Source organism: Nonomuraea cavernae (genome assembly GCF_014646355.1).
GTDB classification, from domain to species: domain Bacteria; phylum Actinomycetota; class Actinomycetes; order Streptosporangiales; family Streptosporangiaceae; genus Nonomuraea; species Nonomuraea cavernae.
In genome coordinates, this window is the sequence record NZ_BMNH01000017.1 from 53,500 (window position 1) to 78,903 (window position 25,404).

At 71.7% G+C, this 25,404-nt stretch carries 31 protein-coding genes; 7 read left to right on the forward strand and 24 right to left on the reverse strand.

Annotated features, from left to right (window positions below):
* Positions 1–15 precede the first annotated feature (15 nt).
* The 12 genes from IEY82_RS24750 to IEY82_RS24805 form a co-directional block, all read right to left on the reverse strand.
* The gene (locus tag IEY82_RS24750; RefSeq protein ID WP_189126597.1) at positions 16–768 is read right to left on the reverse strand and encodes a DsbA family protein; all 753 of its coding nucleotides are present in this window, start codon (positions 766–768) and stop codon (positions 16–18) included.
* On the reverse strand, positions 768–1,250 hold the full coding sequence (locus IEY82_RS24755) for a MauE/DoxX family redox-associated membrane protein (RefSeq protein ID WP_189126598.1): 483 nt from the start codon (positions 1,248–1,250) through the stop codon (positions 768–770). Before IEY82_RS24755 ends, IEY82_RS24750 begins: the two co-directional genes overlap by 1 nt.
* 1,176 nt (positions 1,251–2,426) lie before the next feature.
* Positions 2,427–2,897: a hypothetical protein gene (locus tag IEY82_RS24760; RefSeq protein WP_189126599.1), complete on the reverse strand. Its 471-nt coding sequence runs from the start codon at positions 2,895–2,897 to the stop codon at positions 2,427–2,429.
* A gap of 44 nt (positions 2,898–2,941) precedes the next feature.
* Entirely contained in the window at positions 2,942–3,742 is an 801-nt protein-coding gene (gene trpA, locus IEY82_RS24765) for a tryptophan synthase subunit alpha (protein ID WP_189126600.1), read from the reverse strand.
* A 155-nt stretch (positions 3,743–3,897) separates the two neighbouring features.
* Positions 3,898–5,103 carry a tryptophan synthase subunit beta gene (gene trpB / locus IEY82_RS24770; protein WP_189126694.1) on the reverse strand — a complete coding sequence of 402 codons (1,206 nt, stop codon included), beginning with the start codon at positions 5,101–5,103 and terminating at the stop codon, positions 3,898–3,900.
* A gap of 38 nt (positions 5,104–5,141) precedes the next feature.
* A complete protein-coding gene (trpC, locus tag IEY82_RS24775; protein ID WP_189126601.1) occupies positions 5,142–5,981 on the reverse strand; it encodes an indole-3-glycerol phosphate synthase TrpC in 840 nt (279 codons plus the stop codon).
* Positions 5,982–6,100: 119 nt separating this feature from the next.
* On the reverse strand, positions 6,101–6,532 hold the full coding sequence (locus IEY82_RS24780) for a DUF2752 domain-containing protein (protein ID WP_189126602.1): 432 nt from the start codon (positions 6,530–6,532) through the stop codon (positions 6,101–6,103).
* A gap of 19 nt (positions 6,533–6,551) precedes the next feature.
* Positions 6,552–7,085, reverse strand: a complete 534-nt coding sequence (locus IEY82_RS24785) for a CD225/dispanin family protein (protein WP_189126603.1) — start codon at positions 7,083–7,085, stop codon at positions 6,552–6,554.
* 166 nt (positions 7,086–7,251) lie between these two features.
* The gene (locus IEY82_RS24790; protein ID WP_189126604.1) at positions 7,252–7,935 is read right to left on the reverse strand and encodes a DUF4190 domain-containing protein; all 684 of its coding nucleotides are present in this window, start codon (positions 7,933–7,935) and stop codon (positions 7,252–7,254) included.
* A 144-nt stretch (positions 7,936–8,079) separates the two neighbouring features.
* Positions 8,080–8,688 (reverse strand): Trp biosynthesis-associated membrane protein, encoded by a 609-nt coding sequence (locus IEY82_RS24795; protein WP_189126605.1) that lies wholly within the window; start codon positions 8,686–8,688, stop codon positions 8,080–8,082.
* Positions 8,685–9,035, reverse strand: coding sequence for a phosphoribosyl-AMP cyclohydrolase (hisI, locus tag IEY82_RS24800; RefSeq protein ID WP_189126606.1), 351 nt, complete (start codon positions 9,033–9,035; stop codon positions 8,685–8,687). The genes IEY82_RS24795 and hisI overlap by 4 nt, the downstream gene beginning before the upstream one ends.
* A 71-nt stretch (positions 9,036–9,106) precedes the next feature.
* On the reverse strand, positions 9,107–9,442 hold the full coding sequence (locus IEY82_RS24805; RefSeq protein ID WP_189126607.1) for an STAS domain-containing protein: 336 nt from the start codon (positions 9,440–9,442) through the stop codon (positions 9,107–9,109).
* Between the two features lie 212 nt (positions 9,443–9,654).
* Between IEY82_RS24805 and IEY82_RS24810 the strand changes: the two genes are divergently transcribed.
* Positions 9,655–10,056 carry an ATP-binding protein gene (locus IEY82_RS24810; RefSeq protein WP_189126608.1) on the forward strand — a complete coding sequence of 134 codons (402 nt, stop codon included), beginning with the start codon at positions 9,655–9,657 and terminating at the stop codon, positions 10,054–10,056.
* A 69-nt stretch (positions 10,057–10,125) separates the two neighbouring features.
* On the opposite strand, the gene IEY82_RS24815 is transcribed toward IEY82_RS24810, so the two are convergent.
* Together IEY82_RS24815 and IEY82_RS24820 are read right to left on the reverse strand one after the other, a co-directional pair.
* Positions 10,126–11,910: an ABC transporter ATP-binding protein gene (locus IEY82_RS24815; RefSeq protein ID WP_189126609.1), complete on the reverse strand. Its 1,785-nt coding sequence runs from the start codon at positions 11,908–11,910 to the stop codon at positions 10,126–10,128.
* Complete coding sequence (locus IEY82_RS24820) at positions 11,907–13,688, reverse strand: ABC transporter ATP-binding protein (RefSeq protein ID WP_189126610.1); 1,782 nt, start codon at positions 13,686–13,688, stop codon at positions 11,907–11,909. Before IEY82_RS24820 ends, IEY82_RS24815 begins: the two co-directional genes overlap by 4 nt.
* Before the next feature lie 118 nt (positions 13,689–13,806).
* Here IEY82_RS24820 and IEY82_RS24825 point away from each other — a divergent pair, with 118 nt between their 5' ends.
* The 3 genes from IEY82_RS24825 (at position 13,807) to IEY82_RS24835 (ending at position 16,189) form a co-directional block, all read left to right on the forward strand.
* A complete protein-coding gene (locus tag IEY82_RS24825; protein ID WP_225263716.1) occupies positions 13,807–14,436 on the forward strand; it encodes a TIGR03085 family metal-binding protein in 630 nt (209 codons plus the stop codon).
* Positions 14,437–14,604: 168 nt separating this feature from the next.
* A complete protein-coding gene (locus IEY82_RS24830; RefSeq protein ID WP_189126612.1) occupies positions 14,605–14,766 on the forward strand; it encodes a hypothetical protein in 162 nt (53 codons plus the stop codon).
* 61 nt (positions 14,767–14,827) lie between these two features.
* Positions 14,828–16,189, forward strand: a complete 1,362-nt coding sequence (locus IEY82_RS24835; protein WP_189126613.1) for a glutamine synthetase family protein — start codon at positions 14,828–14,830, stop codon at positions 16,187–16,189.
* A 51-nt stretch (positions 16,190–16,240) separates the two neighbouring features.
* Here IEY82_RS24835 and hisF read toward each other — a convergent pair whose 3' ends face one another.
* Genes hisF through hisD form a run of 9 tightly spaced genes read right to left on the reverse strand, consistent with a single transcriptional unit; the run spans position 16,241 to position 22,282 of the window.
* Positions 16,241–17,002 (reverse strand): imidazole glycerol phosphate synthase subunit HisF, encoded by a 762-nt coding sequence (gene hisF, locus IEY82_RS24840; protein ID WP_189126614.1) that lies wholly within the window; start codon positions 17,000–17,002, stop codon positions 16,241–16,243.
* A complete protein-coding gene (locus IEY82_RS24845) occupies positions 16,999–17,394 on the reverse strand; it encodes a Rid family hydrolase (RefSeq protein ID WP_189126615.1) in 396 nt (131 codons plus the stop codon). Before IEY82_RS24845 ends, hisF begins: the two co-directional genes overlap by 4 nt.
* A 23-nt stretch (positions 17,395–17,417) precedes the next feature.
* Complete coding sequence (priA, locus tag IEY82_RS24850) at positions 17,418–18,137, reverse strand: bifunctional 1-(5-phosphoribosyl)-5-((5-phosphoribosylamino)methylideneamino)imidazole-4-carboxamide isomerase/phosphoribosylanthranilate isomerase PriA (RefSeq protein WP_189126616.1); 720 nt, start codon at positions 18,135–18,137, stop codon at positions 17,418–17,420.
* On the reverse strand, positions 18,137–18,466 hold the full coding sequence (locus IEY82_RS24855; RefSeq protein WP_189126617.1) for a hypothetical protein: 330 nt from the start codon (positions 18,464–18,466) through the stop codon (positions 18,137–18,139). Before IEY82_RS24855 ends, priA begins: the two co-directional genes overlap by 1 nt.
* Before the next feature lie 22 nt (positions 18,467–18,488).
* A complete protein-coding gene (gene hisH, locus IEY82_RS24860) occupies positions 18,489–19,121 on the reverse strand; it encodes an imidazole glycerol phosphate synthase subunit HisH (RefSeq protein WP_225263715.1) in 633 nt (210 codons plus the stop codon).
* Positions 19,115–19,270 carry a CG2302 family histidine operon protein gene (locus tag IEY82_RS24865; RefSeq protein ID WP_189126619.1) on the reverse strand — a complete coding sequence of 52 codons (156 nt, stop codon included), beginning with the start codon at positions 19,268–19,270 and terminating at the stop codon, positions 19,115–19,117. The genes hisH and IEY82_RS24865 overlap by 7 nt, the downstream gene beginning before the upstream one ends.
* Positions 19,267–19,860, reverse strand: a complete 594-nt coding sequence (gene hisB / locus IEY82_RS24870; RefSeq protein ID WP_189126620.1) for an imidazoleglycerol-phosphate dehydratase HisB — start codon at positions 19,858–19,860, stop codon at positions 19,267–19,269. The genes IEY82_RS24865 and hisB overlap by 4 nt, the downstream gene beginning before the upstream one ends.
* The gene (locus tag IEY82_RS24875; RefSeq protein WP_189126695.1) at positions 19,857–20,927 is read right to left on the reverse strand and encodes a histidinol-phosphate transaminase; all 1,071 of its coding nucleotides are present in this window, start codon (positions 20,925–20,927) and stop codon (positions 19,857–19,859) included. The genes hisB and IEY82_RS24875 overlap by 4 nt, the downstream gene beginning before the upstream one ends.
* A gap of 47 nt (positions 20,928–20,974) precedes the next feature.
* Positions 20,975–22,282 (reverse strand): histidinol dehydrogenase, encoded by a 1,308-nt coding sequence (gene hisD / locus IEY82_RS24880; protein ID WP_189126621.1) that lies wholly within the window; start codon positions 22,280–22,282, stop codon positions 20,975–20,977.
* A 122-nt stretch (positions 22,283–22,404) separates the two neighbouring features.
* Between hisD and IEY82_RS24885 the strand changes: the two genes are divergently transcribed.
* Entirely contained in the window at positions 22,405–22,884 is a 480-nt protein-coding gene (locus IEY82_RS24885) for a nucleoside deaminase (protein WP_189126622.1), read from the forward strand.
* Positions 22,885–22,912: 28 nt separating this feature from the next.
* Here IEY82_RS24885 and IEY82_RS24890 read toward each other — a convergent pair whose 3' ends face one another.
* Complete coding sequence (locus tag IEY82_RS24890; protein WP_225263714.1) at positions 22,913–24,052, reverse strand: MFS transporter; 1,140 nt, start codon at positions 24,050–24,052, stop codon at positions 22,913–22,915.
* A 54-nt stretch (positions 24,053–24,106) separates the two neighbouring features.
* Between IEY82_RS24890 and IEY82_RS24895 the strand changes: the two genes are divergently transcribed.
* Positions 24,107–24,850, forward strand: a complete 744-nt coding sequence (locus IEY82_RS24895) for an AraC family transcriptional regulator (protein WP_189126623.1) — start codon at positions 24,107–24,109, stop codon at positions 24,848–24,850.
* A gap of 41 nt (positions 24,851–24,891) precedes the next feature.
* Positions 24,892–25,383 (forward strand): Cys-tRNA(Pro) deacylase, encoded by a 492-nt coding sequence (gene ybaK / locus IEY82_RS24900; RefSeq protein ID WP_189126624.1) that lies wholly within the window; start codon positions 24,892–24,894, stop codon positions 25,381–25,383.
* Positions 25,384–25,404 lie beyond the last annotated feature (21 nt).

The following is a 25,404-nucleotide window of genomic DNA, read 5'->3' on the forward strand; positions in this document are numbered from 1 at the left end:
TAGCGGACGCTGGGGCTACTTGGCCGCCCCCGTGACCTGATCGCGCAGTTGCTGTGGCGCGAAGGCGACGGAGTTGTCCAGTGGCCGGCCGTCGAGCTTGACGGTCGGCGTGCCCTCGATTTTCTGCTCCTTGCCGATCTTGTCACTGTAGGCGGCCTGGGCCTGCGCGTACTTCTGGCTGGTGACGCAGCTCTCGAAGTCGGGCGAGGTCACCCCCGCGTCCTTGCCCCACGCGACCAGATCGTCGATCTTGAAGCCCTGGGCGGTCTCGCTGGGCTGGTTGTCGAACAGAAGGGTGTGGTAGGCGGACCACTGCTTGCCGTCGCTGACGCAGCGGGAAGCGGCGCCCGCGCGGATCGAGTTGCCCCGCGTCGGGTCCTGGCTGAAGATCGTGATGGGGTGGTAGACCACCTTGGCCTTGCCCTCGGCCGCGAGGTTCTTGAAGGTCTGCCCGCTCACCTCCTCCAGCTGCTTGCAGGCGGGACACTGGAAGTCCTCGTAGATGTCGATGACCGGCTTCGTGACACCCTGCCTGGCCATCACCACGCCGCCGTCGGCCTGAACGGTGATCGGCGCCAGCGCGCCGCCCGCCTCCTCCGACTGTGACCTGTTGGCGGCGTACAGCCAGCCGGCCCCGACCGCCGCCAGCGCGATCACACCCACGGTCACGTACGTCGTGACACGTTTGCGCTGCTCCCGCTTGCGATCGGCGGCCTGCTGCTCCCTGATCTTGTCACGCGCCGACTTCTGGCGGTCGCCCTTGCCCATCAGGCAGTCTCCTCTTCAAGGTCGAGTACGCGTTCCCCGCCCGCCAGGCCGAGAGGCGAGTCGAGCGCGAAGCGCCCAGGCGGGAACCACACGGTCCAGGCACCCAGCAGCACCAGGCCGAAGTCGCGGACGATGTCGAGCAGGTAGCTCGGCTCCTGTCCGGCCGCGAGCTCGCCTCCGCCACCGAAGCAGCCGCAGTCGATCCGCAGGCCATTGGCCCACGCCCAGGCGATGCCGAACACGAACGCCAGCATGAGCAGCGCGGCGATCACTCCGGCCACCCGGGTCAGCAGGCCGACGACCAGCAGAACACCGACCACGACCTCCAGGATCGGCAGGCCGTAGCCCACGGTCGTGGCGATCGAGTCGGGCAGCAACCGGTATGCCTTGACCGCCACGACGGAGTCGGACGGGTTGCCGATCTTCAGCCAGCCGGCCGCTATCAGCACCACGCCCAGAACGAGCCGGGCGACGGTCGTCACCCAGGGTATCGCTGCTCGCACATGGTGCGACGGTTGCGACGCGGTCACGGGCCTTCTCCTTGTCTCTGCGCCGAGATGCGCACAGTACCCGGAGCCATCCGATCACGCTGCGGATAAGCATGGGCTAAGACGTATTTCGCTCCTGTCCACCGTACCGGGTGGGCACATGTCCGGAAACCGCTGGTCACTAGGCCTACCAGCGGCTCCGGGCAGCCGCGAGCGCCCATCCGTTCGGCGAATCGCGCCGCGCGCACCTGCCATGAGCCGTCGGTGCCGCGGAGGCGGGTGGGCGTTCCGGCCGACCGCGATTGCCCGGGGTCTGGTGATCCTGGCCTCCGGCCTTGGTCGGGCGCCGGGGTACTTGGCACGGTCTCAAGTCGGCCGGAACGCCCACCCGCCTCCGCTCCAGGTTGTCGGCCCCACCCACCTGGTCGCCGTAGTCCGGGTTGAGGTCCGTCGCCCTGGATACCCGCCGATGCTGAAGCACCCGTACCGGTTCTTCGTGGCTCATCGCCGTAGCTGAAGCCCGAACTTTCCGACACAGCGCGGGTTGATCACCGCATTTTCCCAACACCTACCAGGTCCCCCACCCTTCCAAGAGCAGATCCTTCTCCCCCGCGTACGAATCACGACTACGGCGCCCGGCCCGCACTGTGCCGGCAAGTGACGGCTTCAGCTACGGCGAGCAGCGTCAATGGGCGGAAACAGGCGCTTCAGCATCGGCGAGCAGGAAGGCGACGGATCGCAGCCCGCTCTACGGCGGGCAGGCGGCACGGCGGGGGCAGTGGAGCGGAGGCGGGTGGGCGTTCCGGCCGACTTAAGACCGTGCCAAGTACCCCCGCGCCCGTAGGAGGCCGAAGGCGAAATACACCAGACCCCGGGCAATCGCGGTCGGCCGGAACGCCCACCCGCCTCCGCGGCCACCCAGACCAGCGCAGACCAGGGACGGCCCAGGTCAGCCCAGACCAGGAGCGGCCCAGGTCAGCCCAGACCAGGAGCGGCCCAGGTCAGCCCAGACCAGGAGCGGCCCAGGTCAGCCCAGACCAGGGGCCACCCAGATCAGCCCAGGCTCACGCGGGTCGGCCCAGACTTGCGGGAATGCGGGCTGGTCAAGGCAGTGGGCACCCAGGGTGAGGTCGCCAAGATCACAGTCAGGCTGAGGGCATCGGCGGTGTGTCAGCCGCTGGTGGGCAGGCGGTCGAGCGTGCGGGTGAGGGCGGCGCGACCGGCGCGCAGGGCGGCGGCCGGGTCGGTTCCGGCCGATCCCTGCCAGCGAAGATAGACCACAGTCGTGCCACGGCGCACACCTACCGCGACGTGCGCGACCGAGTCGCGGATGGCGCCGTTGGACCGGCGTGGCGGCTCGGGGCGTCCCACGGCGAAGGTCCTGATCTCACCCGTCCACGGACCGCTGGTGAAGGGTTCGAGGCCGGGGCTGACGCTGTAGACCGGCGCGATGTCCTCGGAATGGCACCAGCCGCTCCAGTTCAGCGGCTTGGTGCGTGCCTGTTCGGCGCTGTGCTCGTCGGGCAGGACCAGCACGTCCTCGCGGACCGAGACCTCACCGATCAGTCGGCGGGTGACGGCGGGCGCGCCGCCGTAGGCGTTCTGCTCGAAGAAGACGTTGCCGCAGACCAGCTCGTGCACCGGGGGCGACCAGGTCCGCGGCGACCATGGCGTCGCGGAAGGGGTCAGGCGCGGGTGCGGACCGCTTGGGCCATCTCGCGCGCCAGCTCCCCGATGGAGGCGCGCCCGGCCGCCTCGTCGGGCGCGTCGAGCATGCGCCGGATGAACGCCGACCCGACGATCACGCCGTCGGCGTAGGAGGCGACCTCGGCGGCCTGCGCGCCGGTGCCGACGCCGAGGCCCACGCAGATCGGCAGGTCGGTGTGGGCCCGGGTGCGCTTGACCAGGTCTTCGGCGGCCACGTTGACGGTCTCCCGGGCGCCCGTGACGCCCATCAGGGACGCGGCGTAGACGAAGCCGGTGCAACAGTCGGCCACCGCCTGGATGCGCGCCTCGGTGGAACTGGGGGCCACCAGGAAGACGGTGTCGATGCCGGCCCCGGCCGACGCCTCCAGCCACTCCGCGGACTCTTCGGGCGTCAGGTCGGGCGTGATCGTGCCGACTCCGCCCGCGGCGGCCAGGTCACGGGCGAACCGCTCGGCGCCGTAGCGGTCGATCGGGTTCCAGTAGGTCATGACGAGCGTGGCCGCGCCGGTGGCCGCCACGCCCTCGACCGTGCGCATGACGTCGGCGATGCGGGTGCCGTTGGTCAGCGAGCGGTGCACCGCGTCCTGGATGGTGGGCCCGTCCATCAGCGGGTCGGAGTAGGGCAGACCGATCTCGATGACGTCGCAACCGGCCTCGACCAGGGCGGTTGCGGCCGCGATCGCGCCGTCCTTGGACGGGAAGCCGGCGGGCAGGTAGCCGACGAGCGCGGCCCGGTTGTCCGCCTTCGCCTTGGCGAACACCGTCTGAAGAGTAGTCATGATCGTCCGTTCTCAGTGGTCGAGGCCGCTTCGCCGCCGTTCTTGCCATGGTGCCGTAGCCCGTCGTACCTCTCCCAGGATGCCTCGGCTCCGGTGCGGCGGGAAAGCGCTTGACGCGAGCGCCCGGGGTCGGGGCGGCTCGCGCCGGCGAGCCGTCAGAGGTTGAAGTACTTCATCGCCGTGCCCATGTCCTTGTCGCCCCGCCCGGAGAGGTTGACCAGGATGGTCGCCTCGGGGCCCAGCTCGCGGCCCAGCTCCAGCGCCCCGGCCAGGGCGTGGGCCGACTCGATCGCCGGGATGATGCCCTCGGTCCTGGCCAGCAGCGAGAACGCCGCCATGGCCTGGTCGTCGGTGACCCCGTGGTAGGTGGCGCGGCCGCTGTCCTTGAGCCAGGCGTGCTCGGGGCCGACGCCCGGGTAGTCGAGCCCGGCGGAGATCGAGTGGGACTCGATCGTCTGGCCCTCGTCGTCCTGCAGCACGTAGGTGCGCGAGCCGTGCAGCACGCCGATCGAGCCGGCGGTGAGGGTGAGCGCGTGCTCTCCGCTGGTCAGCCCGTGGCCGGCCGCCTCGTAGCCGTGCAGCCGGACGTCCTCGTCACCGAGGAAGGCGTGGAAGATGCCGATCGCGTTGCTGCCGCCGCCGACGGCGGCGCAGACCGCGTCGGGCAGCCTGCCGGTCAGCTCCAGCATCTGGCGGCGGGCCTCGACGCCGATGATGCGCGCGAAGTCGCGGACGATCTCGGGGAACGGGTGCGGCCCGGCGACGGTGCCGAACAGGTAGTGGGTGGTGTCGACGTTGGTCACCCAGTCGCGGAACGCCTCGTTGATGGCGTCCTTGAGCGTCTGGGAGCCGTTGTGGACGGGCACCACGGTGGCGCCGAGCAGCTTCATCCTGGCCACGTTGAGGGCCTGGCGCTCGCAGTCGACGGCGCCCATGTAGATGACGCACTCGAGGCCGAGCAGGGCGGCCGCGGTGGCCGTGGCCACGCCGTGCTGGCCGGCGCCGGTCTCGGCGATCACCCGCTTCTTGCCGAGGCGCTTGGTCAGCAGCGCCTGCCCGATCACATTGTTGATCTTGTGGGCGCCGGTGTGCGTGAGGTCCTCACGCTTGAGGACGACGCGCGCGCCGCCGGCCTGCTCGCTGAAGCGCGGCACGTCGGTCAGCGTGGTCGGCCTGCCCGCGTACGTGCGCAGCAGGTGGTCGTACTCGCGCAGGAAGCCGTCGTCGGCCTTGGCCTTGGCGTAGACCGCGGCGACCTCGTCGAGCGCCGGGATGAGCGCCTCCGGAACGTAGCGGCCGCCGAAGACGCCGAACTTGCCGCGGGCGTCGGGGTCGTCACCGTGAACGCCGTTGCCTGCCAGGTCGGCAGCCGTGAGGATCGAGCCGTCGTTTGCCACTGCTATCCCTCTGCTCCGTGGTCGGGTCGCGTCGCCGGGTGGGCGCCGGCGGTCACCAGCGCCTCCACCGCCTTGCGTGGGTCCTTGCCGGTGACCAGGCTCTCCCCCACCAGGACGGCGTCCGCGCCGGCCCTGGCGTAGGCGAGCAGGTCATGCGGCCCCCGCACGCCCGACTCCGCGATCTTGATCACATTATCCGGGATCTTCGGCGCGATCTTGGCGAAGACGTCACGGTCGACCTGGAGTGTCTTCAGGTTGCGCGCGTTGACGCCGATGACCTTGGCGCCCGCCGCCACGGCCCGCTCGAGCTCCTCGTCGGTGTGGACCTCGACCAGCGGGGTGAGACCGATGGACTCAGCGCGCTCGATCAGCGACACCAGCGCCTCCTGCTCCAGGCAGACGACCATCAGCAGCGCCAGGTCGGCGCCGTAGGCCCTGGCCTCCCACAGCTGGTAGGAGGTGAGGATGAAGTCCTTGCGCAGGATCGGGATGTCGACGCGGGCCCGCACCGAGGCCAGGTCGTCGAGGCTGCCGCCGAACTTGCGCCGCTCGGTCAGCACGCTGATCACGTGGGCGCCGCCGGCCTCGTAGTCGGCGGCCAGCGCCGCCGGGTCGGCGATGGCGGCGAGCGCGCCCTTGGACGGGCTGGAGCGCTTCACCTCGGCGATCACCGAGATCCTGTCGCCGCCGAGCGCCGCGAGCGCGTCCCTGGGCGCGGGGGCCCGCTCGGCCCGCTGCTTGAGCTCGTCAAGCGACACGTCCTCCCGGCGGGCGGCGAGGTCGGCGCGCACCCCGTCGAGGATGTCGTCGAGGACACTGGGTCCTTCGGTCCGCTCACTCACGCGCTTGGGATCCCTCCGGTCGACAGTAGGGGGCGGCAGAGAGTTCGCGTCGCGTCCGCTCCCGGCCTGTCTTGTGATGGTATCGGCCTCACCGCCGTTACCTAGCCACAGGGCCCCTGCTATGGCGCCAGGAACACCCCAAAGGGAAGATTCCGGACTACCCAATAAACGAGCACGACGCCGAGGAACACCCAGAGCCAGACCGGATGGGCGAGGGTCGTTCGCCGCGGCCTGCCCTGCCACCCGCGGACGAGCCAGCGGCCCCACCAGAACAGCAGGAACGGGATCATGACCATGGCGAGCGGGTTGAGCCCCATGGCGGCCACCGGATCGAGATGGGCCAGCGCGTGGATGGTGCGTAGGGTGCCGCAGCCAGGGCAGTAGAGGCCGGTGGCCCAGAGGAAGGGGCAGGTCGGGTAGTGACCCGGCTCGTTGGGGTCGATGGCGCCGACGACCGCGAAGACCGCGCCCGTCGCGGCGGCGACGCCGAGCGGCGCGAGCACGGATCGAAGCCGGTCCGTGCCGCGCCGCTCAAGGTCCGCGAAGCCCATCAGTGAATGATGCCCATCGTCAGTACGTGTAACTCGGGGTGCTCGTCGCCGCCAGCACGATGATGAGGATGTAGCCCACGAGGACGAGGACGTTGACGATCAGGCCGGTGATCAGCGCGCGCTTCCACCAGGTCTTGGCCTCCTCGGAGGCCTGCACGGCGCCCTGGTAGTCGCCCACCTGCCACTTGGAGTTGACCTGCGACGACTTGACGATCGACACGATGCCGAAGGGAAGGCAGCAGAAGAGGGTCGTGAGGATCGCCGCCACCAGGTGGTTGTCCGGCGGGGTCTGCGGGGCGCCGTAGCCGCCCGGCTGTCCGTAGCCGCCCGGAGGCTGCTGACCGTAACCGCCACCGCTGGGCGGCTGCTGACCATAGCCACCACCGCCCGGAGGCTGCTGACCGTAACCGCCACCGCTCGGGGGCTGCTGGCCGTAGCCACCGCCGCTCGGCGGCTGCTGACCGTAACCGCCGCCGCTCGGCGGCTGCTGACCATAGCCACCGCCGGGCGGCTGGGCGCCGTAGCCGCCGTCGCCCTGGTTTCCGTAGCTCATGCTCGTGACTCCTCATTGGTCATTCTTTGGCGAGTTGCGCGCGGCAGCCTAGCGACAAACCACCATCGACATGGAATAACGTCCGATTTGCGGACAATTTGTAACCCGACTGCGGCCATGCCCGGCCCGTCGCCCCCCGCCAGGCTTCCGGCTGATCGCTCTCGGCTCAGTATCCGGTCGTCGTGGCGGCCGTGCTGAGCCCCATGAGGGTGAGCCACATGCCACCGAAGAAGATCCAGAGGATCAGCCAGAGGACGATCGTAATGTAGGACGTCACGAGACCGCCCATCGCCATCCCTTGACCCTCCTCACCGGTCCGCTTGATGCGGTTGAGCGCGATGTGGCCGACGATGGCGCCCGGGATGCTGGTGAGACCGCAGAAGAGCAGGCCGACGATGCCGAGGATCAGTGAGGTGACCGCCAGGCCGTTGGTCGACCTGGCAGGGGCCGGATGACCGTATTGCCCGTAACCTGGCTGGCTGTAGCCCTGGGGCCCGTATCCCTGCCCGTAGGCCTGCTGGCCGTAGCCGCCGCTCCCCGGCTGCTCACCGTACGGCCCCGACGGCTGCTGGCCATAACCGTAGCCGCCGCCGCTCGGAGGCTGCTGACCATAGCCGCCGCCGCTCGGGGGCTGCTGGCCATAGCCACCGCCGCTTGCGGGCTGCTGGCCGTAACCACCGCTGCCCGGCTGCTCTCCGTACGGCCCCGACGGCTGCTGCCCGTAGCCGTAGCCGGGCTGCTGACCATAGCCGGGAGACTGCTGCCCGTAGCCGTCACCGCCCTGGCCGTAGCCCCCGCCGGGCGGCTGTGAGCCGTATCCCCCGTTTCCCCCCTGGTCCCCGTAACTCATGCCCTTGGCTCCTCAGATGGTCGTGGCGCTGTGCACCGGCAGCCTATTGACTAAACGGGAGCCGGAAAGGCGGAGGTTCAGACCGACGAGAATTCGTGACCGGAGCGCGACTGCGCGCGATCACGAAGGCGCGGAGCAGGTGGTTCAGGTGGGGTCGTCGCCACGGTCGAGGGCGTCCCAGAGGGCACGGTCGTCGGCCACCGGCGGCCGTTCGCCGGCCCGCTCGTAGCGGTCGGACATGCCCGCCCAGCGGCGGCCGCGCACGATGGCCACGACCCCGCCGGCGACCATCAGCGCCGCGCCCGCCCCGGACACCGCGGGCCACAGCGCCACGGTGTCCCACTCCAGTGAGCCCGTGCCGTGCAGGATGTTGTGCTCACGCAGCCAGCCCAGCGCCGTGGCGGAGCCCGTCGCCAGCCAGGTGCCGAGCCCGGCCCCGAGCCCGCACACCGCGATCAGCGCGCCGATCACGGCACGTCCGGCGCCCTTGGCCGCCAGCGCGGCCACCACCCCCGCGAGCCCGGCCAGCGCCACCGGAGTCAGCGCGGGGCCGAGGTCTCCCCCGGTCGGCGTGACCACGTCGCCGCCCGCCTGCGCGCCCACGACGCGCACGTCGCTCACCCAGGCGCGGCTCGCCGCGAACAGCACCAGCACGCAGCCCAGCGCCGTCAGCAGGACCCACGTCCACAGCTCGCGCCGCCGCGACGGTACGGCGGCGCCGCCGGCGGGGACCGGAGGGACGGGGCTGCTCATGGCGCTGCCGACACCTCCAGCGGGGTCGCGTCGAAGCAGGTGCGGTCGCCCGTGTGGCAGGCGGCGCCCACCTGGTCGACCTTGAGGAGCACGGTGTCGCCGTCGCAGTCGAGGGCGACCGCCTTGACGTGTTGCACGTGCCCGGACGTGTCGCCCTTCGCCCAGTATTCGCCCCGGCTGCGCGACCAGTAGGTCGCCCTGCCCGTGGTGAGCGTGCGATGCAGCGCCTGGTCGTCCATCCAGGCGAGCATGAGCACCTCGCCCGTGTCGTACTGCTGGACGATCGCGGGCACCAGCCCGTCGCCGTTGCGCTTCAGCAACGCGGCGACCTTGGGATCAAGGGACATGACGTCATTCAACCAGCCGCCGCGACCGCCTCGCGCACCGGCCGCCGGCGGGGACGGCAGGAGGCGGAAGGCTAGTCGAGCGCCTGGGAGAGCGTGTCGAAGATCGGGAAGAGCGGCGCCAGGTTGGTCCTGCGCAGCCGCCTGAGCACCTGGCCGTCGGGTGCGACGAGGGACATGGTGCCGTCGCGCTCGCGCAGGCTGGCGAGCAGCCGCACCAGCACGCCGAGCCCCGTGGTGTCGATGAACGTCAGGTTGCTCAGGTCGACGACCAGCCGGGAGCCGGGCGACTCCGCCGCTTCGTCGAGACACTTGCGCACCTTGGAGGCGTTGTCGACGTCGACCTCACCCGCGAGGCTGACGACGATCGACTCGCCGTGCCGGTGCCGGGTCATCTCCAGCACGTCCACGTCCTGCTCCCTTGACGACCTGCCTGGGCCCCGTCCGAAAAGGTACACCGGGCGAGGCCGCATTACGGTGCGTTCCGCCGAGAACGCGCTACGTCACCGCATCGCGCGGAGTACCTTCTGTGCCACGGCCGGGAGGAGGATCGCAGTGGACGTCGCCGATTCCGTTCTCGATCCGGATCCGGGCGGCCACCTGCCGGAGCGCGGGGCCGGCGATGTGTAGGGACCTGCTCGCGGTGACCTTCGCGCGCGGCCGTGTCACCGTGCTGCGCCGCGACATCAGCGTGTGCGCCGCCGGAGAGGGGCTGCGGGGCAGGCGGCTGGAGGATTTCGTGCTCGCCGTCAACGAGGTCATCACCAACGCGGTGCTGCACGGCGGGGGCGGCGGCCGGGTGCGGCTGTGGGCGCGGCGGGGCCGGCTCTGGTGCGAGGTCACCGACCACGGCCCGGGGCTGCCGCCGGGCTGGATGGGGTCGGCGCGCACCCCCTCCAGCCACGACACCGGCGGCAGGGGGTTGTGGCTGACGCGCATGCTCTGCGATCACGTCACGATCGTGTCGTCGCCCGGCGGCACCTGCGTGACCTTCTCGGCCGCGATCGGGCGGGCCCCGGGCTGAGCCCCGCCCGGGGCCGGTCGCCCGGGGCCGGTCGCTTGGGGCCGGTCGCATGGGGCCGGTCGCGCGGCGTCAGGAGCGGGCGGCCGAGATCCAGGAGGCGTGCAGGTCCGCGTAGACGCCGGGCCGCGCCACCAGCTCCTCGTGCGCTCCGCGCTGGACGAGGCGGCCGTCGTCGAACACCAGGACCTCGTCGGCGTTCTCGGCCGTGGAGAGCCGGTGCGCGATCGAGACGGCGGTGCGGCCTCGGGTGACGCCCTCCAGCGCCCTGGCGAGCCGCACCTCCGTGGCCGGGTCGACGGCCGAGGTGGCCTCGTCGAGCAGGAGCAGGTCGGGGTCGGCGAGGTAGGCGCGGGCCAGCGCCACCAGCTGCCGCTCCCCCGCCGACAGCGACTCACCGCGCTGGCCCACCGGGGTGTCGAGGCCCGCGGGCAGGCCGTCGAGCCAGTCGGCCAGGCCGAGCTCGGTGAGCGCGAGCAGGATCTCCTCGCGGTCGGCGGCGGGCTTGCCGTACCTGATGTTCTCCTCCAGCGAGCCGTCGAACAGGAAGCCGTCCTGCGGCACCATCACGATGCGCTCGCGCAGCGAGGAGAAGCGGACGGCGCGCAGGTCGTGGCCGTCGACGGTGACGCGGCCCGAGACCGGGTCCATCAGCCGGGTGAGCAGCTTGGCGAAGGTGGTCTTGCCCGACCCGGTCTCGCCGACGATCGCGACGCGCGAGCGCGGCGGGATCTCCAGCGACACCTCGCGCAGCACGGGCACGCCGCCGGGGTAGGCGAAGTGCACGTCCTCGAAGGCGACCGAGATCGGGCCGCGCGGCAGTTCGACCCCGTCGGCGCCGGGGTCGGCGACGTCGGGCGGCGTGTCGAGCACGCCGAGGACGCGCCGCCAGCCCGCGACCGCGTTCTGGGCCTCGTTGAGCACCTCGGTGGCGGTCTGCATGGGCGAGACGAACAGCGTGATGAGGAAGAGGAAGGCGACGAGCTCTCCCGCCGTGATGTCGCCGGACATGCCGAGCCGTACGCCGAGCAGCACGATGCCGGCCAGGGCGACGGCGGCCACGATCTCGGTCAGCGGGAAGACGAACCCGACGATGGTCTGCGCCTTGACCTGGGCCGCCTTGTTGGCGTCCACGGCCGCGTCGACGCGGTCGGCGGTGCGCCGCTCGGAGGCGTAGGCCCGGATGACGGCCGCGCCCACGACCGACTCGCTGACCGCGGCGAGCATGTCGCCGGTGCGCTCGCGGACGGTCGTGTAGGCGCTGGACAGCCAGCGCTGGAACCTCGGCAGCGCGACCATGAGCGGCAGGAAGCACACCCACACGAGCAGGGTGAGCTGCCAGGAGTAGACGAACATCAGCACGCTGGCCACGAACAGCTGGCCGAACGCCACAATGATCATCAGCCCGCCCCACTGCATGAACGTGCTGATCTGGTCGATGTCGTTGGTGACCCGGGACACCAGCGCGCCCCGGCGTTCGGTGTTCTGGGTGAGCACCGACAGGTCGTGCACGTGGCGGAAGCCGCGCACCCGCAGCGTGGCCAGGGACGCCTCGGTGGCCTTGTAGAGGCGGACGTTCATCAGGTAGCCGGCGAACGCCGTCAGGACCACCGCCGCCGCGCACAGCAGGACCGCCCGCGTGATGTACGAGATGTCGGCCGACGAGCCCTTGAATCCGGTGTCGATCGTCTGCTGGACGGCGATCGGCACGATGATCTTGCCGACGGTGGCGACCACGGCCAGCGCCAGGGTGACGAGGAGCCCCTTGCGGAACTCCGGCGTGAGCGACAGCCCATGGCGGACGGTGGCCAGGGCCGACCGTTCGGCGCTGGCCCCGATGCTCCGGACGTCGCTCACGCGCTGACCCCTTCTTCCTCTTCGGCCTCGACCGCGGCCCGTTCGGCCTCCTCGCGCTCGTAGGCGGTGACCAGGTTGCGGTAGCCGAGGCAGCGCCCCAGCAGCTCGTCGTGGGAGCCGCGGTCGACGACCCGGCCCCGGTCGAGGTAGACGACCTCGTCGGCCAGCGCGATCGTGGCCATCCGGTAGGCCACGACCACCACGCTCGACGCCTCCGCCGCGTCGCGCAGGCCGTACAGGATCTTGGCCTCGACCTGGGGGTCCACGCTGGAGGTGGCGTCGTCGAGGATGAGCAGGCGGGGGCGCCGGACGACGGCGCGGGCCAGGGCGAGCCGCTGGCGCTGGCCGCCGGACAGCGTCGCGCCGCGCTCCCCCACCCGCGTGCCGAGCCCGTCGGCGAGCCTGCCGACGAACCCGTCGGCCTGGGCCAGCCGCAGCGCCGCCCACACCTCCTCGTCGTCGACGGGCAGGCCGAGCGCGACGTTGCCGCGCACGGTGTCGTCGAACAGGAACGTCTGCTGCGGCACCAGCGCCACCGCCTCGGCGACGCGGCCGTAGCCCAGTTCGCGCACGTCCACGCCGTCGAGCAGCACCCGGCCCGACGGCGGGTCGACCAGCCGGGCGAGCAACTGGACCAGCGTGGACTTGCCCGATCCGGTCGGGCCGACCAGCGCCACCGTACGGCCGGACCGCACCTCGAAGGTGACGTCGTGCAGCACGTCGCCCGTGCCGTAGGAGTAGGACACCTCCGACACCTCGAGCTCTGCGGGCCCGGCCTCCGACAGCGACGCCTGGCCGTACTCCATCGAGCCCTTCGCGTCCAGCACGGCCTGCACCCGTTCCCAGCCGACGACGCTGCGCGGCAGCTCGGCGAGCACCCAGCCGAGCGCCCTGATGGGGAAGGCGAGCAGCGTGAACAGGTAGGCGACCTGGACCAGGTCGCCCGAGTCGATGGAGCCGCCCGACAGCCGCAGCGCTCCGACGGCGAGCACCGCGAGCACGCCGAGCGTGGGCAGCGCCTCCAGCATCGGGTCGAACAGGCCCCGGACCCGCCCGACCGCGATGTTGGCGTCGCGCAGCTCGTGCGCGCGGCGCCGGAAGCGCTCGGTCTCCAGCGCCTCCCTGCCGAGGGTCTTGACCACGAGCGCGCCGTCGAAGCTCTCGTGCGCGATCTCGCTGACCTCGGCTCTCAGTTGCTGCGCGCGGGTCGCGAGGGGGCTGAGCCTGCGCTGGTAGACCAGGTTCAGCACGGCGATGGCCGGGAAGATCAGGAAGCCGACCAGGGCGAGCACGGGATCGGTGATCAGCATCGCGACGGCCGCGGTGAACAGCATGACGATCACGCCGACGGCCATCGGCAGCGGCGCGAGGGGCGCCCAGGCGGCCTCGGCGTCGGCGCTGGCGTTGGACAACAGCTGGCCGGTGGGGTGGCGGTGGTGCCAGGCGAGGGGCAGCCGCAGGTACTGCTTGGTGACCTCGCGGCGGGACCGGGCCTGCATGCGGTACTGCAGGAGGCCGGCCAGGATGCGCCGCCCGGCCACGCCGATCGCCTTCAGCAGCGCGGCGCCCATGATGAGCAGCACAGCCGTCCAGAGCGCGCCCGAAGGGACGTCACCCCGGTCGAAGGCGGGCAGCACGACGTTCTCGGTGGCCCAGCCGAGCGCCCAGGCGGACGCCACCGTCATGCCGCCGTAGAGCGCGCTGGCCAGGACCGCGGCCGTGAAGACCCCCTTCTCGGTGCGGACGGCCACGCCGAGGACGCGGAGTCCCTTACGCATGACGGCCGAGGTGACCTTGCTCGCCACTCGCTGTTTTTCCTTCCGTAAGGTGCAGATTTCTACATCACTGCCTATCACGGCTGATCGTGGTGTTATTCCCGAAGGTAGGGTTGGGGTCGTGACTCACGCTCGTGGCGAACGTGCCGCCCTCTGCGATCTGCTCGATCGGCTAGGCCCCGACGCCCCGACCCTCTGCGACGGGTGGACCACCTACGATCTGGCCGCCCATCTCGTGCTGCGCGAGCGCAGGCCCGACGCGGCCGCCGGCATCGCGCTCAAGCCGCTGGCCGGTCACACCGCCTCGGTGCAGGACTCACTCAAGGCCAGGCATCCCTACCCCGAGCTGGTCGGCCTGGTCCGCCGGCCCGGCGGCGTCTACGGCCTGCTGCCGTTCCTGGACGAGGCCGTCAACACGCTGGAGCTGTTCGTCCACCACGAGGACGTCCGCCGCGCCCAGCCCGGCTGGGAGCCCCGCGAGGTGTCCCCCGACCTGGACCGGATGCTGTGGAAGCGGGTCTCGGCCGGCGGCAGGCTGATGCTGCGCAGGTCGCCCGTGGGCGTGGTGCTGCACCGGATCGGCGGCGGCGTGGCGCTCGGCGGGCCGCGGATCGGCCCCAAGGTGGAGGTCACCGGCACCGCGTCGGAGCTGCTGCTGTTCTGCTTCGGCCGGCAGGAGCAGACCCTTGTCGAGCTCAGCGGCGACCCCGGCGCGATCGCCCGGCTGAAGAGCGCCAAGCTCGGCATCTGACCGTCCGGGCCCACGCCTGGCCAATCCCCCTGCCGGGTCCGCTACTTGGCCTTACCATGACGTAAGGAAGAAGCCCCCCGGTTAGGATCAAGAACATCTTCATAGAAGATGCCAGTGATCGCCCAGATCCGGGTATATACGGCTGGGAATGGACTGCAGGAGGCCCCCATGCAGGTCAAGAAGGTGATCACCTACGTTCTCGTGGCGTTCGTGGTCTTCTACCTGTTCACCCGGCCGGCCGAGGCCGCGAGCGCGGTCAATGGCGTGTTCAACGGGATCGTCCAAGGAGCCAATCAGTTGGCCGTCTTCTTTACCAATGTTCTGACCTGAGGTGCGGTTCTGTCTGCGTTAGACGCTTCCCCGCGCTGCCGGATCGTGTTACGCAGGCAGGATGAGAGATCGTCCGAGTGCCACCAAGATCAACCAGCCTGATCCCAACGTCCGGCGGATCCTGGAGCGAGCGGAGCTCGAAGGCATCGAGCTCATCCGCTTCCTCTACGCCGACCACGGCGGTGTCATTCGTGGCAAGGCGGCATCCCGGTCACGGCTGGCCGAGCGCCTCAACACGGGCATCGGGCACACGGTGGCCATGATGGCGATGAACATGCTCGACCAGTTGCAGGAGGTCGAGCATCTGGGTCCGGTGGGCGAGGTACGCATCGTTCCGGACCCCTCCACCTACGTCCCCCTCCCCCACGCGCCCGGAGCGGCGGCGATGCTGTCCGACCTGCGCGCCATCGACGGCTCCCCCTGGGACGCCTGCCCGCGCACCTTCCTCAAGGACGCGATCGGCGCGCTGGCGGGCGAGGGCTACACGCTGATGGCCGCGTTCGAGCCGGAGTTCACCCTCGGCCGCCGCCTGCCCGACCCTTCCGGCGGTCCCGACCGGCTGCTGCCGATCGACGACAGCCTCTGCTACGCCAACTCCGGCTTCGATACGGCCCACGACTACACGATCAAGCTCATCCACGCGCTGGAGACCCAGGGCCTGCGGGTCGAGCACTACCATCCCGAGCTCGGGGCCGGCCAGCAGGAGCTGTCCGTACGGCACGCGCCCGCGCTGCGGGCCGCCGACAACCACGTCCTCTACCGCGAGACCGTGCGCGGCGTGGCGATGCGCATGTCGATGTGGGCCACGCTGGCTCCCAAGCCGCTGCCCGACCAGGCCGGCAACGGCGCCCACCTGCACCTGTCGCTGTGGAAGGACACCCGCAACGTGTTCGCCGGCGACGACGGCGAACTCGAGTGCTTCATCGGCGGCCTGATCGCCCACCTGCCCGCCCTCACCGCGCTCACCTGCGGCAGCGTCAACGGCTTCCGCCGGTTGTCGCCCCGCTCCTGGGCCGGCGCCTACGCCGTGCACGGCCCCGACAACCGGGAGGCGGCGATCCGCGTCTGCTCCCCGCTGGGCGAGAGCGGCGAGCCCAACCTGGAGCTGAAACCGTCCGACTCCTCGGCCAACCCCTACCTGTCGCTGGGCGCCGTCATCCACGCCGGCCTCGACGGGCTGCGCCGCAAGCTCGAACCGGGCGAGGCGGTCGCCATCGACCCCGACACCCGGCCCGGCCGCTACCCGCGGCTGCCCACCTCGCTGGACGAGGCCCTCGACGCGCTGGAGGCCGACGAACTGCTCATGGAGGCGCTCGGCCCGCTGCGCCGCTCCGCCTACCTGGCCGTCAAGCGGTCGGAGGCCGAGGCGTTCTCGGCCCAGGACACCGCCTACGAGTGCTTCCACCACATGCGCGTCTTCTGACGCGGCGGGCGGCCCGCCGCCGCCCACGGGGAACGACGGCGGTCCCGGCTCCTAGCGGACCGGATGACCCGCGTGACGCAGTGTCTCCTTGACCTCGGCGATCTTCAGAGTGCCGAAGTGGAACACCGACGCCGCCAGCACGGCGTCGGCGCCCGCCTCGACCGCGGGCGGGAAGTCCTCCAGCCGGCCCGCACCGCCACTGGCGATCACCGGCACCCGCACCGCGGCCCGCACCGCGCGGATCATCTCCAGGTCGTAGCCGTCGAGCGTGCCGTCACCGTCCATCGAGTTGAGCAGGATCTCGCCGACGCCCAGCTCCTCGCCGCGCGCCGCCCACTCGACCGCGTCGATGCCGGTGCCACGCCGGCCGCCGTGGGTGGTCACCTCGAAGCCGCTCTCGGTGCCCGGCGCCCGGCGCGCGTCGACCGACAGCACCACGCACTGCGCGCCGAAGCGCCGCGACGCCTCGGTGAGCAGCTCGGGCCGCGCGATGGCGGCCGTGTTGAGCGACACCTTGTCGGCGCCCGCCCGCAGCAGCCGGTTGACGTCGTCGACCGAGCGGATGCCGCCACCCACCGTGAGCGGGATGAAGACCTGCTCGGCCGTCCGGCGCACCACGTCCAGCATGGTCTCGCGCTCACCCGACGACGCGGTGATGTCGAGGAAGGTGAGCTCGTCGGCTCCTTCGGCGTCGTAGCGCCTGGCCAGCTCGACGGGATCGCCCGCGTCGCGCAGGTTGGCGAAGTTGACGCCCTTGACCACCCGTCCCGCGTCCACGTCCAGGCACGGGATCACTCTTACCGCCACGGTCATGCGCGCAGTGCCTCGATCTCGATCTCGACCAGCATCCTCGGATCCACCAGCCCGGCCACCCGTACGCCGGTGCACGCCGGCCGGACGTGCCCGAACACCTCCGCGATGGCCTTGCCGACCGGGTCGAAGTGGCAGTGCTCCACCACGTAGTAGCGGACCATGACCACGTCCTCGCGGGTCAGCCCACCCCGCTCGACGGCTTCCAACGCGATGCCCATGGCGGTCATGCTCTGCTCGTAGGGGTCTCCGACGAACCTGACCTCACCGTCGACCGTGGCGGTGCACCCCGACACGATCACCCTGTTGCCCACGACCACGGCGCGGGCGTAGCCGTACCTCTCCTCCCAGATGCCACCCGAGAAGACCCTGGAACCGGTGCTTTCCATACTCATGTTGCCCATCACGCCCCCCTCTCTTAACTCACCGCGACCAGCGCGCTCTGCAGCGTGAAGGCTTGAGCGTAAAGGGCCTTTCCCACGATGGCTCCCTCCACTCCGTCCGGAACGAGAGAAGCCAGTGCGCGCAGGTCATCAAGAGAGGACACTCCGCCGCTGGCGACGACGGGCTTGCCGGTGCGGGCGCAGACCTGCCGCAGCAGGTCGAGATTGGGGCCGCGCAGCGTGCCGTCCTTGGTGACGTCGGTGACCACGTAGCGGGGGCAGCCGTCGGCTTCCAGGCGCTCCAGCACCTCCCACAGGTCGCCGCGCTCCTCGGTCCAGCCCCGGGCGGCCAGCGTGGTGCCGCGCACGTCGAGGCCGACCGCGATCCTGTCGCCGTGCTCGGCGATGACCTTCCGGCACCACTCGGGGTTCTCCAGCGCCGCCGTGCCGATGTTCACCCTGCGGCAGCCGGTGGCGAGCGCGGCGGCCAGCGAGTCGTCGTCGCGGATGCCGCCCGACAGCTCCACCTTGACGTCGACCCGGCCGATCAGCTCGCTGATCAGCTCCCGGTTGGAACCACGGCCGAAGGCCGCGTCGAGGTCGACCAGATGGATCCACTCCGCCCCCGCCTCCTGCCAGGCCAGCGCGGCCGCCAGCGGCGCGCCGTAGCCGGTCTCGGTGCCGGCCTCCCCCTGGACGAGGCGTACGGCCTGGCCGTCCACCACGTCGATGGCGGGCAGCAATACGAGCGACATCAGATCCTCCGGTCGAAAGCGAGAGTCACCAGGACAGGTGCCAGAAGCAGGGAGAAGACGAGAACACCGAAGCTCAGGAAAGCCGACCCCCAGATGAGCCACACCAGCGTCTGGACGAGCAGGAAACCGAGCAGCACCACGACGTTGCGAGCCCGGCGGCGGCGGGCGAGCAGGCCCCCCTGGCGGGCCACCCGCACCGGGCGCGGGATCAGCCGGGCGAGGCGGGCACGCCGGCGGGCCGCGCGCGCCTGGCGCTGCTCGTTGAGCCGCATCGCGCGCGCCCGCTCGGCCTCACGTTCGGCCCGGCGGCGGGCCCGCTCCTTGCTCACCGGAGCTCGCGCCGGGAACGGCTCACAGGGTGCCGAGCCAGTTGCGCAGCAACGCCGCGCCGGCGTCGCCTGACTTCTCGGGGTGGAACTGGGTGGCCATGAGCGGGCCGTTCTCCACGGCGGCCACGAACGGCACGCCATGCTCGGCCCAGGTCACCAGCGGCTCGTCGAAACCGTCGCCGGGCCGCAGCTCCCAGTCGCGCACGCCGTAGGAGTGGACGAAGTAGAACCGCGTCGCGGCGTCGAGCCCCGCGAACAGCACGCTGTCCGCGGGCGCCTTGACGGTGTTCCAGCCCATGTGTGGCAGCACGGGAGCGTCGAGCCGCTCGACCGTGCCCGGCCACTCGCCGCAGCCCTCGGTCTCGACGCCGTGCTCGACGCCCCGGGCGAACAGGATCTGCATGCCGACGCAGATGCCCAGCACCGGGCGTCCGCCGGCCAGCCGCCGGCCGATGATCCGCTCGCCGCGAACCGACCGCAGGCCCGTCATGCACGCCTCGAACGCGCCGACGCCCGGCACGACCAGCCCGTCGGCCTCCATCGCGGCGTCGGCGTCGGCGGTCACGGTCACGTCGCCGCCCGCCCTGGCCAGGGCCCGCTCGGCCGAGCGCAGGTTGCCGGATCCGTAGTCGAGGACGACGATCCGCTTCACCACCACATCACCCCCGCCGTGATCGCCATCGCCGCGCCGATCGCGCAGATGACGGCGCCGATCTTGAGCCCCTGCTTGGCCAGGGAGAAGATGCCGCCGATCAGGAAGAGCCCGATGAAGACCATCGCGATGGCGATCGCGTTCTCGGTCATAGGACTCCCTTCGTGCTCGGCACGCCCGTGGCGCGCGGGTCGGGCTCGGACGCCTCGCGCAACGCCCTGGCCAGCGCCTTGAACTGGGCCTCGACGATGTGGTGCGCGTTGCGCCCGTAGGGGACGCTGACGTGCAGGCAGATCGCCGCCTGCGCGACGAACGACTCGAGGATGTGGCGCGTCATGGTCGTGTCGTATTCGGGGCCGATCATCGGCGCCATGCCCTCGGGCTCGGTGTGCACGAGGTAGGGCCGGCCGGACAGGTCGACGGTCACCTGGGCGAGCGACTCGTCGAGCGGGCACGACGCGTTGCCGAACCTCCTGATGCCCGACTTGTCGCCCAACGCCTCGCGGAACGCCGCCCCCAGCGCGAGAGCCGTGTCCTCGATCGTGTGGTGCGAGTCGATGTGCAGGTCGCCCTCGGTCTTGACGGTCAGGTCGAACAGCCCGTGCTTGCCCAGTTGCGCCAGCATGTGGTCGAAGAAACCGACCCCCGTCGACACGTCGACCCGGCCGGTGCCGTCGAGACCCACCTCGACCAGGACCGACGTCTCCTTCGTTGCGCGCTCGACGCGGCCTACGCGACTCACAGAACTCCCTCCATCGCGGCGCGGAACGCCGCCATCTCCTCGCCGGTGCCGATCGACACTCGCAGCCATTCGGGCGGCCCGACCTCACGGATGAGCACGCCCCTCGCCAGCAGACCCTCCCAGACCGCGCGCCGCTCGGGGAAGCGCCCGAACAGCACGAAGTTGGCGTCGGAGTCGGCCACCGTCAAACCCCTGGCACGCAGCCACGACACCGTGGCGTCGCGCTCGCGCCGCAGATCGTCGACCGTACCGAGCAGCTCGGCGCGGTGCCGCAACGCCACCCGCGCCGCCGCCTGCGTCAGCGTCGACAGGTGGTAGGGCAGCCGCACCAGCAGCAGCGCCTCGATCACGGCCGGATGCGCGGCCAGATAGCCCACCCTGGTGCCCGCCATCGCGAACGCCTTGGACATCGTCCGGGTGACGATCAGCCTCGGGTGCTCCGGCAGCAGCGAGAGCGCGGACGGTGTGCCCTCCCGGGCGAACTCGAAGTAGGCCTCGTCGACCACCACCATGCCCCTGGCGGCCTCCAGCACCCTGGTGATGGTGCCGAGCGGCAGGGCCGTCCCGGTGGGATTGTTGGGAGAGGTCAGGAAGACGATGTCGGGCCGGTGCTCCTCGACGGCCGCGGCCGCCTTGGCCGGGTCGAGCGAGAAGTCGTCCTCGCGGGCGCCGCTGATCCACTCGGTGCTGGTGCCGGTGGTGATGATCGGGTGCATCGAGTAGGACGGCTCGAACCCCAGCGCGGTGCGGCCATAGCCGCCGAAGGCCTGCAGGATCTGCTGCAACACCTCGTTGGAGCCGTTGGCCGCCCACACCTGACCGGCGCCCAGCCCATGGCCGAGGTGGCCGGCCAGCTCGGCGCGCAGCGCGTCGGCCTCCCTGTCGGGATAGCGGTTGAGCCCCGCCGCCTCGCGCCGCACCTCCTCGGCCAGGTCGTCGACCAGCGCCTTGGACGGCGGGTAGGGATTCTCGTTGGTGTTGAGCCGGACCGGGACGTCGATCTGGGGCGCGCCGTACGGTGTCCGGCCCCTGAGGTCGTCACGGATCGGCAGGTCGTGCAGCTCCATGTGCTCCCACTTCGTCGCGTCGGCAGGTTCGGGCGCTCCCGGCACGGTCACGAGGGCACCTGCCAGTCGAAGCGCGCCCTGACCGCGGCGCCGTGCGCGGGCAGGTCCTCGGCGTCGGCCAGCACCGACACGTGCGCCGCCGCGCCGGCCAGCGCCTCGCGGGTGTAGTCGACGACGTGGATGCCGCGCAGGAACGACTGCACCGACAGGCCGGAAGAGTGGCAGGCGCAGCCACCCGTGGGCAGCACGTGGTTGGAGCCCGCCAGGTAGTCGCCGAGCGACACCGGGGCGTAGGGGCCCACGAAGATCGCGCCGGCGTTGCGGATCCGGCCCGCGACCTCCGCCGCGTCGGCGGTGTGGATCTCCAGGTGCTCGGCCGCGTAGGCGTTGACCACCTTGATCCCGTCGTCGATGCCGTCGACCAGCACGATGCCGGACTGCCGACCGCTCAGCGCCTCGGTGATGCGGGCGGCGTGCCGGGTCGCACCGACCTGGCCGGGCAGCTCCTTCTCCACCGCCTCGGCCAGCTCCACGCTGTCGGTCACCAGCACGGCGGCGGCGATCACGTCGTGCTCGGCCTGGCTGATCAGGTCGGCCGCCACGTGCACCGGGTCGGCCGTCTCGTCGGCCAGGATCGCGATCTCGGTCGGCCCGGCCTCGGAGTCGATGCCGATGCGGCCCTTGAGCAGCCGCTTGGCCGCGGCCACCCAGATGTTGCCGGGGCCCGTGACCATGGTGGCCGACGGACACTCCTCGGTGCCGTAGGCGAACATGGCCACCGCCTGGGCGCCGCCGACGGAGTAGACCTCGTCGACGCCCAGCAGCGCGCACGCGGCCAGGATCGCCGGGTGCGGCAGCCCGCCGTGCTCCTTCTGCGCCGGGCTCGTCACGGCCAGCGACTCGACGCCGGCCTCCTGGGCGGGCACGACGTTCATGACCACGCTGGAGGGGTAGACGGCGCGGCCGCCCGGCACGTAGAGCCCGACCCGCTCGACCGGCACCCACCGCTCGGTGACGGTGCCGCCCGGGACGACCTGGGTCGTGTGGTCGGCGCGGCGCTGGTCGCGGTGGACCAGCCGGGCCCGCCGGATCGCCTCCTCAAGGGCCGCCCTGACCTCGGGCGCCAGCTCGTCGAGCGCCCCGCGGATGGCCTGCTCGGGCACCCGGGCCCGCTCGATCTCGACCCCGTCGAACCTGGCGGTCAGCTCCCGTACGGCTGCCGCCCCACGATGGCGCACGTCCTCGCAGATGGGCCGCACCTTCTCCAGGGCGGCCTCGACGTCGAGCTCGGCGCGGGGCAGCACGTCGCGCAGGTCCTCGGGCAGAGAACCGCGCATGTCGATACGGGAAATCACCCCACCAGTCTACGGAGTCCACTGGGTGTATCCCGTTCCGTCCACCATCCGGACGCGCGAGTCGCGGCAGCTCCGGGGCCCCGGGCTAGCATGGCGATGAAGATCCCATCCTGGAGGCCGCCATGCTGACCGACGACGACCTGCTGCATCTGCGCCGCTGCGTGGAGCTGGCCGCCGAGGCGCTCCACGCGGGCGACGAGCCGTTCGGGTCGGTGCTGGTGGCGGCCGACGGCGCCGTGCTCGCCGAGGACCACAACCACGTGGCCGGCGGCGACCGGACCCGGCATCCGGAGTTCGCGCTGGCCCGCTGGGCGGCGGCCAACCTCACCCCCGGGGAGCGGGCGGCCGCGACCGTCTACACCTCGGGTGAGCACTGCCCGATGTGCGCCGCCGCGCACGGCTGGGTCGGGCTCGGCCGCATCGTCTACGTGAGCTCCTCCGAGCAGCTGGCCGGCTGGCTGGCCGAGCTGGGTGTCCCGGCGCCGCCTGTCCGCACCCTGCCGATCAACGACATCGTGCCGGGCGCCGAGGTGGTCGGGCCCGTCCCCGGGCTCGCGGACGAGGTGCGGGAGCTGCAGCGCCGGTTCCACGGCGCGGCCTGACCCGTCCCCGCCCGTCGAAGCCCGCCCCTCAGGACGTCTCCGCGACGAGCGAGGGGGCCGGCTCACGCAGGGTTCCCGACAGCAGCCAGGCCAGGGCCGGAAAGACCACCAGCGCCGACAGGGCCAGGCGCAGGGAGGTGCCCTCCGCCAGCGCCCCGATCAGCGGGCTGGTCAGCCCGCCCGCGCTGACCGCCAGGCCGAGCGTCACCCCGCCGGCCGTGCCCACCCGGCGCGGCAGATAGTCCTGGCCCAGCGTCACATGCAGGGAGAACGGCGCGTACAGGAAGATCGCGGTGGCCGCGACGAAGACGTACGCCGCGTGACCGGGGACGAGCACGATCCCGGCGAGGGCCGGGACACTGGCCGCGTACGCCAGCCGCATCGTGCGTACCCGGCCCCGGCGGGCCGCGAGCCGGCCGCCGAGCACGGTGCCCAGCGCGCCCCCCGCGAACAGCGTGAACAACGCCACCGCGCCCGCCGCGCCGCCCCCCAGGTAGACCGCGATGAACGCGCTCAGCCCGACGTACACCACGGACCGGAAGACGATCACCAGCGTGAGGCGGGCGAACGACGCCCAGTCGTCCCGCCCCGAGACGGGCGAGGCGGCGCGCACCGCCGCCTCACGCCCGGCCACGGCGCGGATCACCGTCAGTGTGAGCAGCGCGCCCGCCAGCGCCGGCACCACCAGGAGCGGCGACGCGCCGAGCCCGCCCAGCGACAGCAGCGGCGTGACGATGACGGGCGCGCTCGCGAAACCGAGCGTGCCCCCCAGGGAGAACCAGCTCATCCGCACGTGGCTGCCCTCGCTGGCGATCCGCGCCAGGCGCGCCGCCTCCGGATGGTACGCCGCCACCCCCAGCCCCGACAGGGCCACGGCCAGCCAGGTCAGGACGTACGACCCGGAGACGCCGCTGAGCGCGACCCCCAGCCCGGCGGTGGTCATGCTGACCGGGATCAGCCACGGCATCCGCCACCTGTCGGTCAGCACGCCGAACACCGGCTGGACGACGGACGACAGCGACGTGGCCGCCAGCACGACGCCCGACGCCGCCACGTAGCCGTAGCCGCGCTCCATCACCAGGAACGGGACGAGAGCGGGCACCGCGCCCTGGTAGACGTCCACGCTCCCGTGGCCGATGGCGAGCATGGCGACCCTGTTCACTTTCACGGTCCGATCATCACCGCCGGGGCGGCTGGCCTGCTTCCGATAAAATGCCAAGTTATGCCGGAGATCCGCCATCTGCCGGAGGCTCCCACGGGCAGGCGCCCCCTCGCGCCGGGCACGGGCATCGACGCCCACCGGCACGACACCCACCAGATCGGCTACGCCTGCCGGGGCGTGCTGTCGGTCACCACCGGCGCCGGCACCTGGGTCGCCCCGGCCAACCGGGCGATCTGGATCCCGGCCGGGACCGTGCACGAGCACCGCGCCCACGGCCGCACCGACCTGCGCCTGGTCGGGATGCCGGTCACCGACGACCCGCTCGGCCTGGCCCGGCCCGCCGTGCTGGCCGTCGGCCCGCTGCTGCGGGAGCTGATCATCGCCTACACGGACGGCGGCCTCGACTCCGGCGAGGAGCGAGAGCGGCTGCGAGCGGTGCTCCTCGACCAGCTCCGCCGCGCCCCCGAGCAGCCGTTCCACCTGCCCACGGCGCGCGACCCGCGGCTGGCCGCCGTCTGCGCGCTGCTGCACGACGACCCGGCCGACGGGCGTACACTCGCCCAGCTGGGCACGGCGGCGGGCGCCAGCGCCAGGACGCTGGCCAGGCTCTGCCGCGCCGAGCTCGGCATGAGCTTCCCGCAGTGGCGCACGCAGCTGCGGCTGCACCACGCGCTGCTGCTGCTCGCCGACGGCGTCGCGGTGACGACCGTGGCGCATCGCTGCGGGTGGGCCTCGGCCAGCGCGTTCATCGACGTGTTCCGGCGTGCTCTCGGGTACACGCCGGGCAGGGCCTTTACAATGTAGATTCGATAGACTGTCCATTCTCGGACACCGGAGGGATCGACGTGAGCAAGGCGAAGGCCCAGGGGGGCACTCCGGCCACGGTGGCGCTGACCAGGGCCAAGGCGGCGTTCACGCTCCACCCCTACGAGCACGACGCCGCCGCCCAGGCCTACGGCGAGGAGGCGGCCGACGCGCTCGGCGTGCCGTACGAGCGGATCTTCAAGACGCTGGTCGCCGAGATGGAGAGCGGGCTCGCGGTGGCCGTCGTGCCGGTGGCGGGCAAGCTCGACCTCAAGGCGCTGGCCGCGGCCCTGGGCGGCAAGCGGGCCGCGATGGCCGACGCGGCCAAGGTGGAGCGGGTCACCGGCTACGTGGTCGGCGGCATCAGCCCGCTCGGGCAGCGCAAGGCGCTGCCGACCGTGGTCGACTCCTCGGCGCTGGAGTTCGACACGATCTACTTCTCGGCCGGCAAGCGCGGGCTGCAGATCGAGACCGCCCCGGCCAACCTCGTCACCCTCACCCGGGCCGTCACCGCCCCCATCGGCAAGCGCTGACCCCGTCCCCCGTCCCTCCGG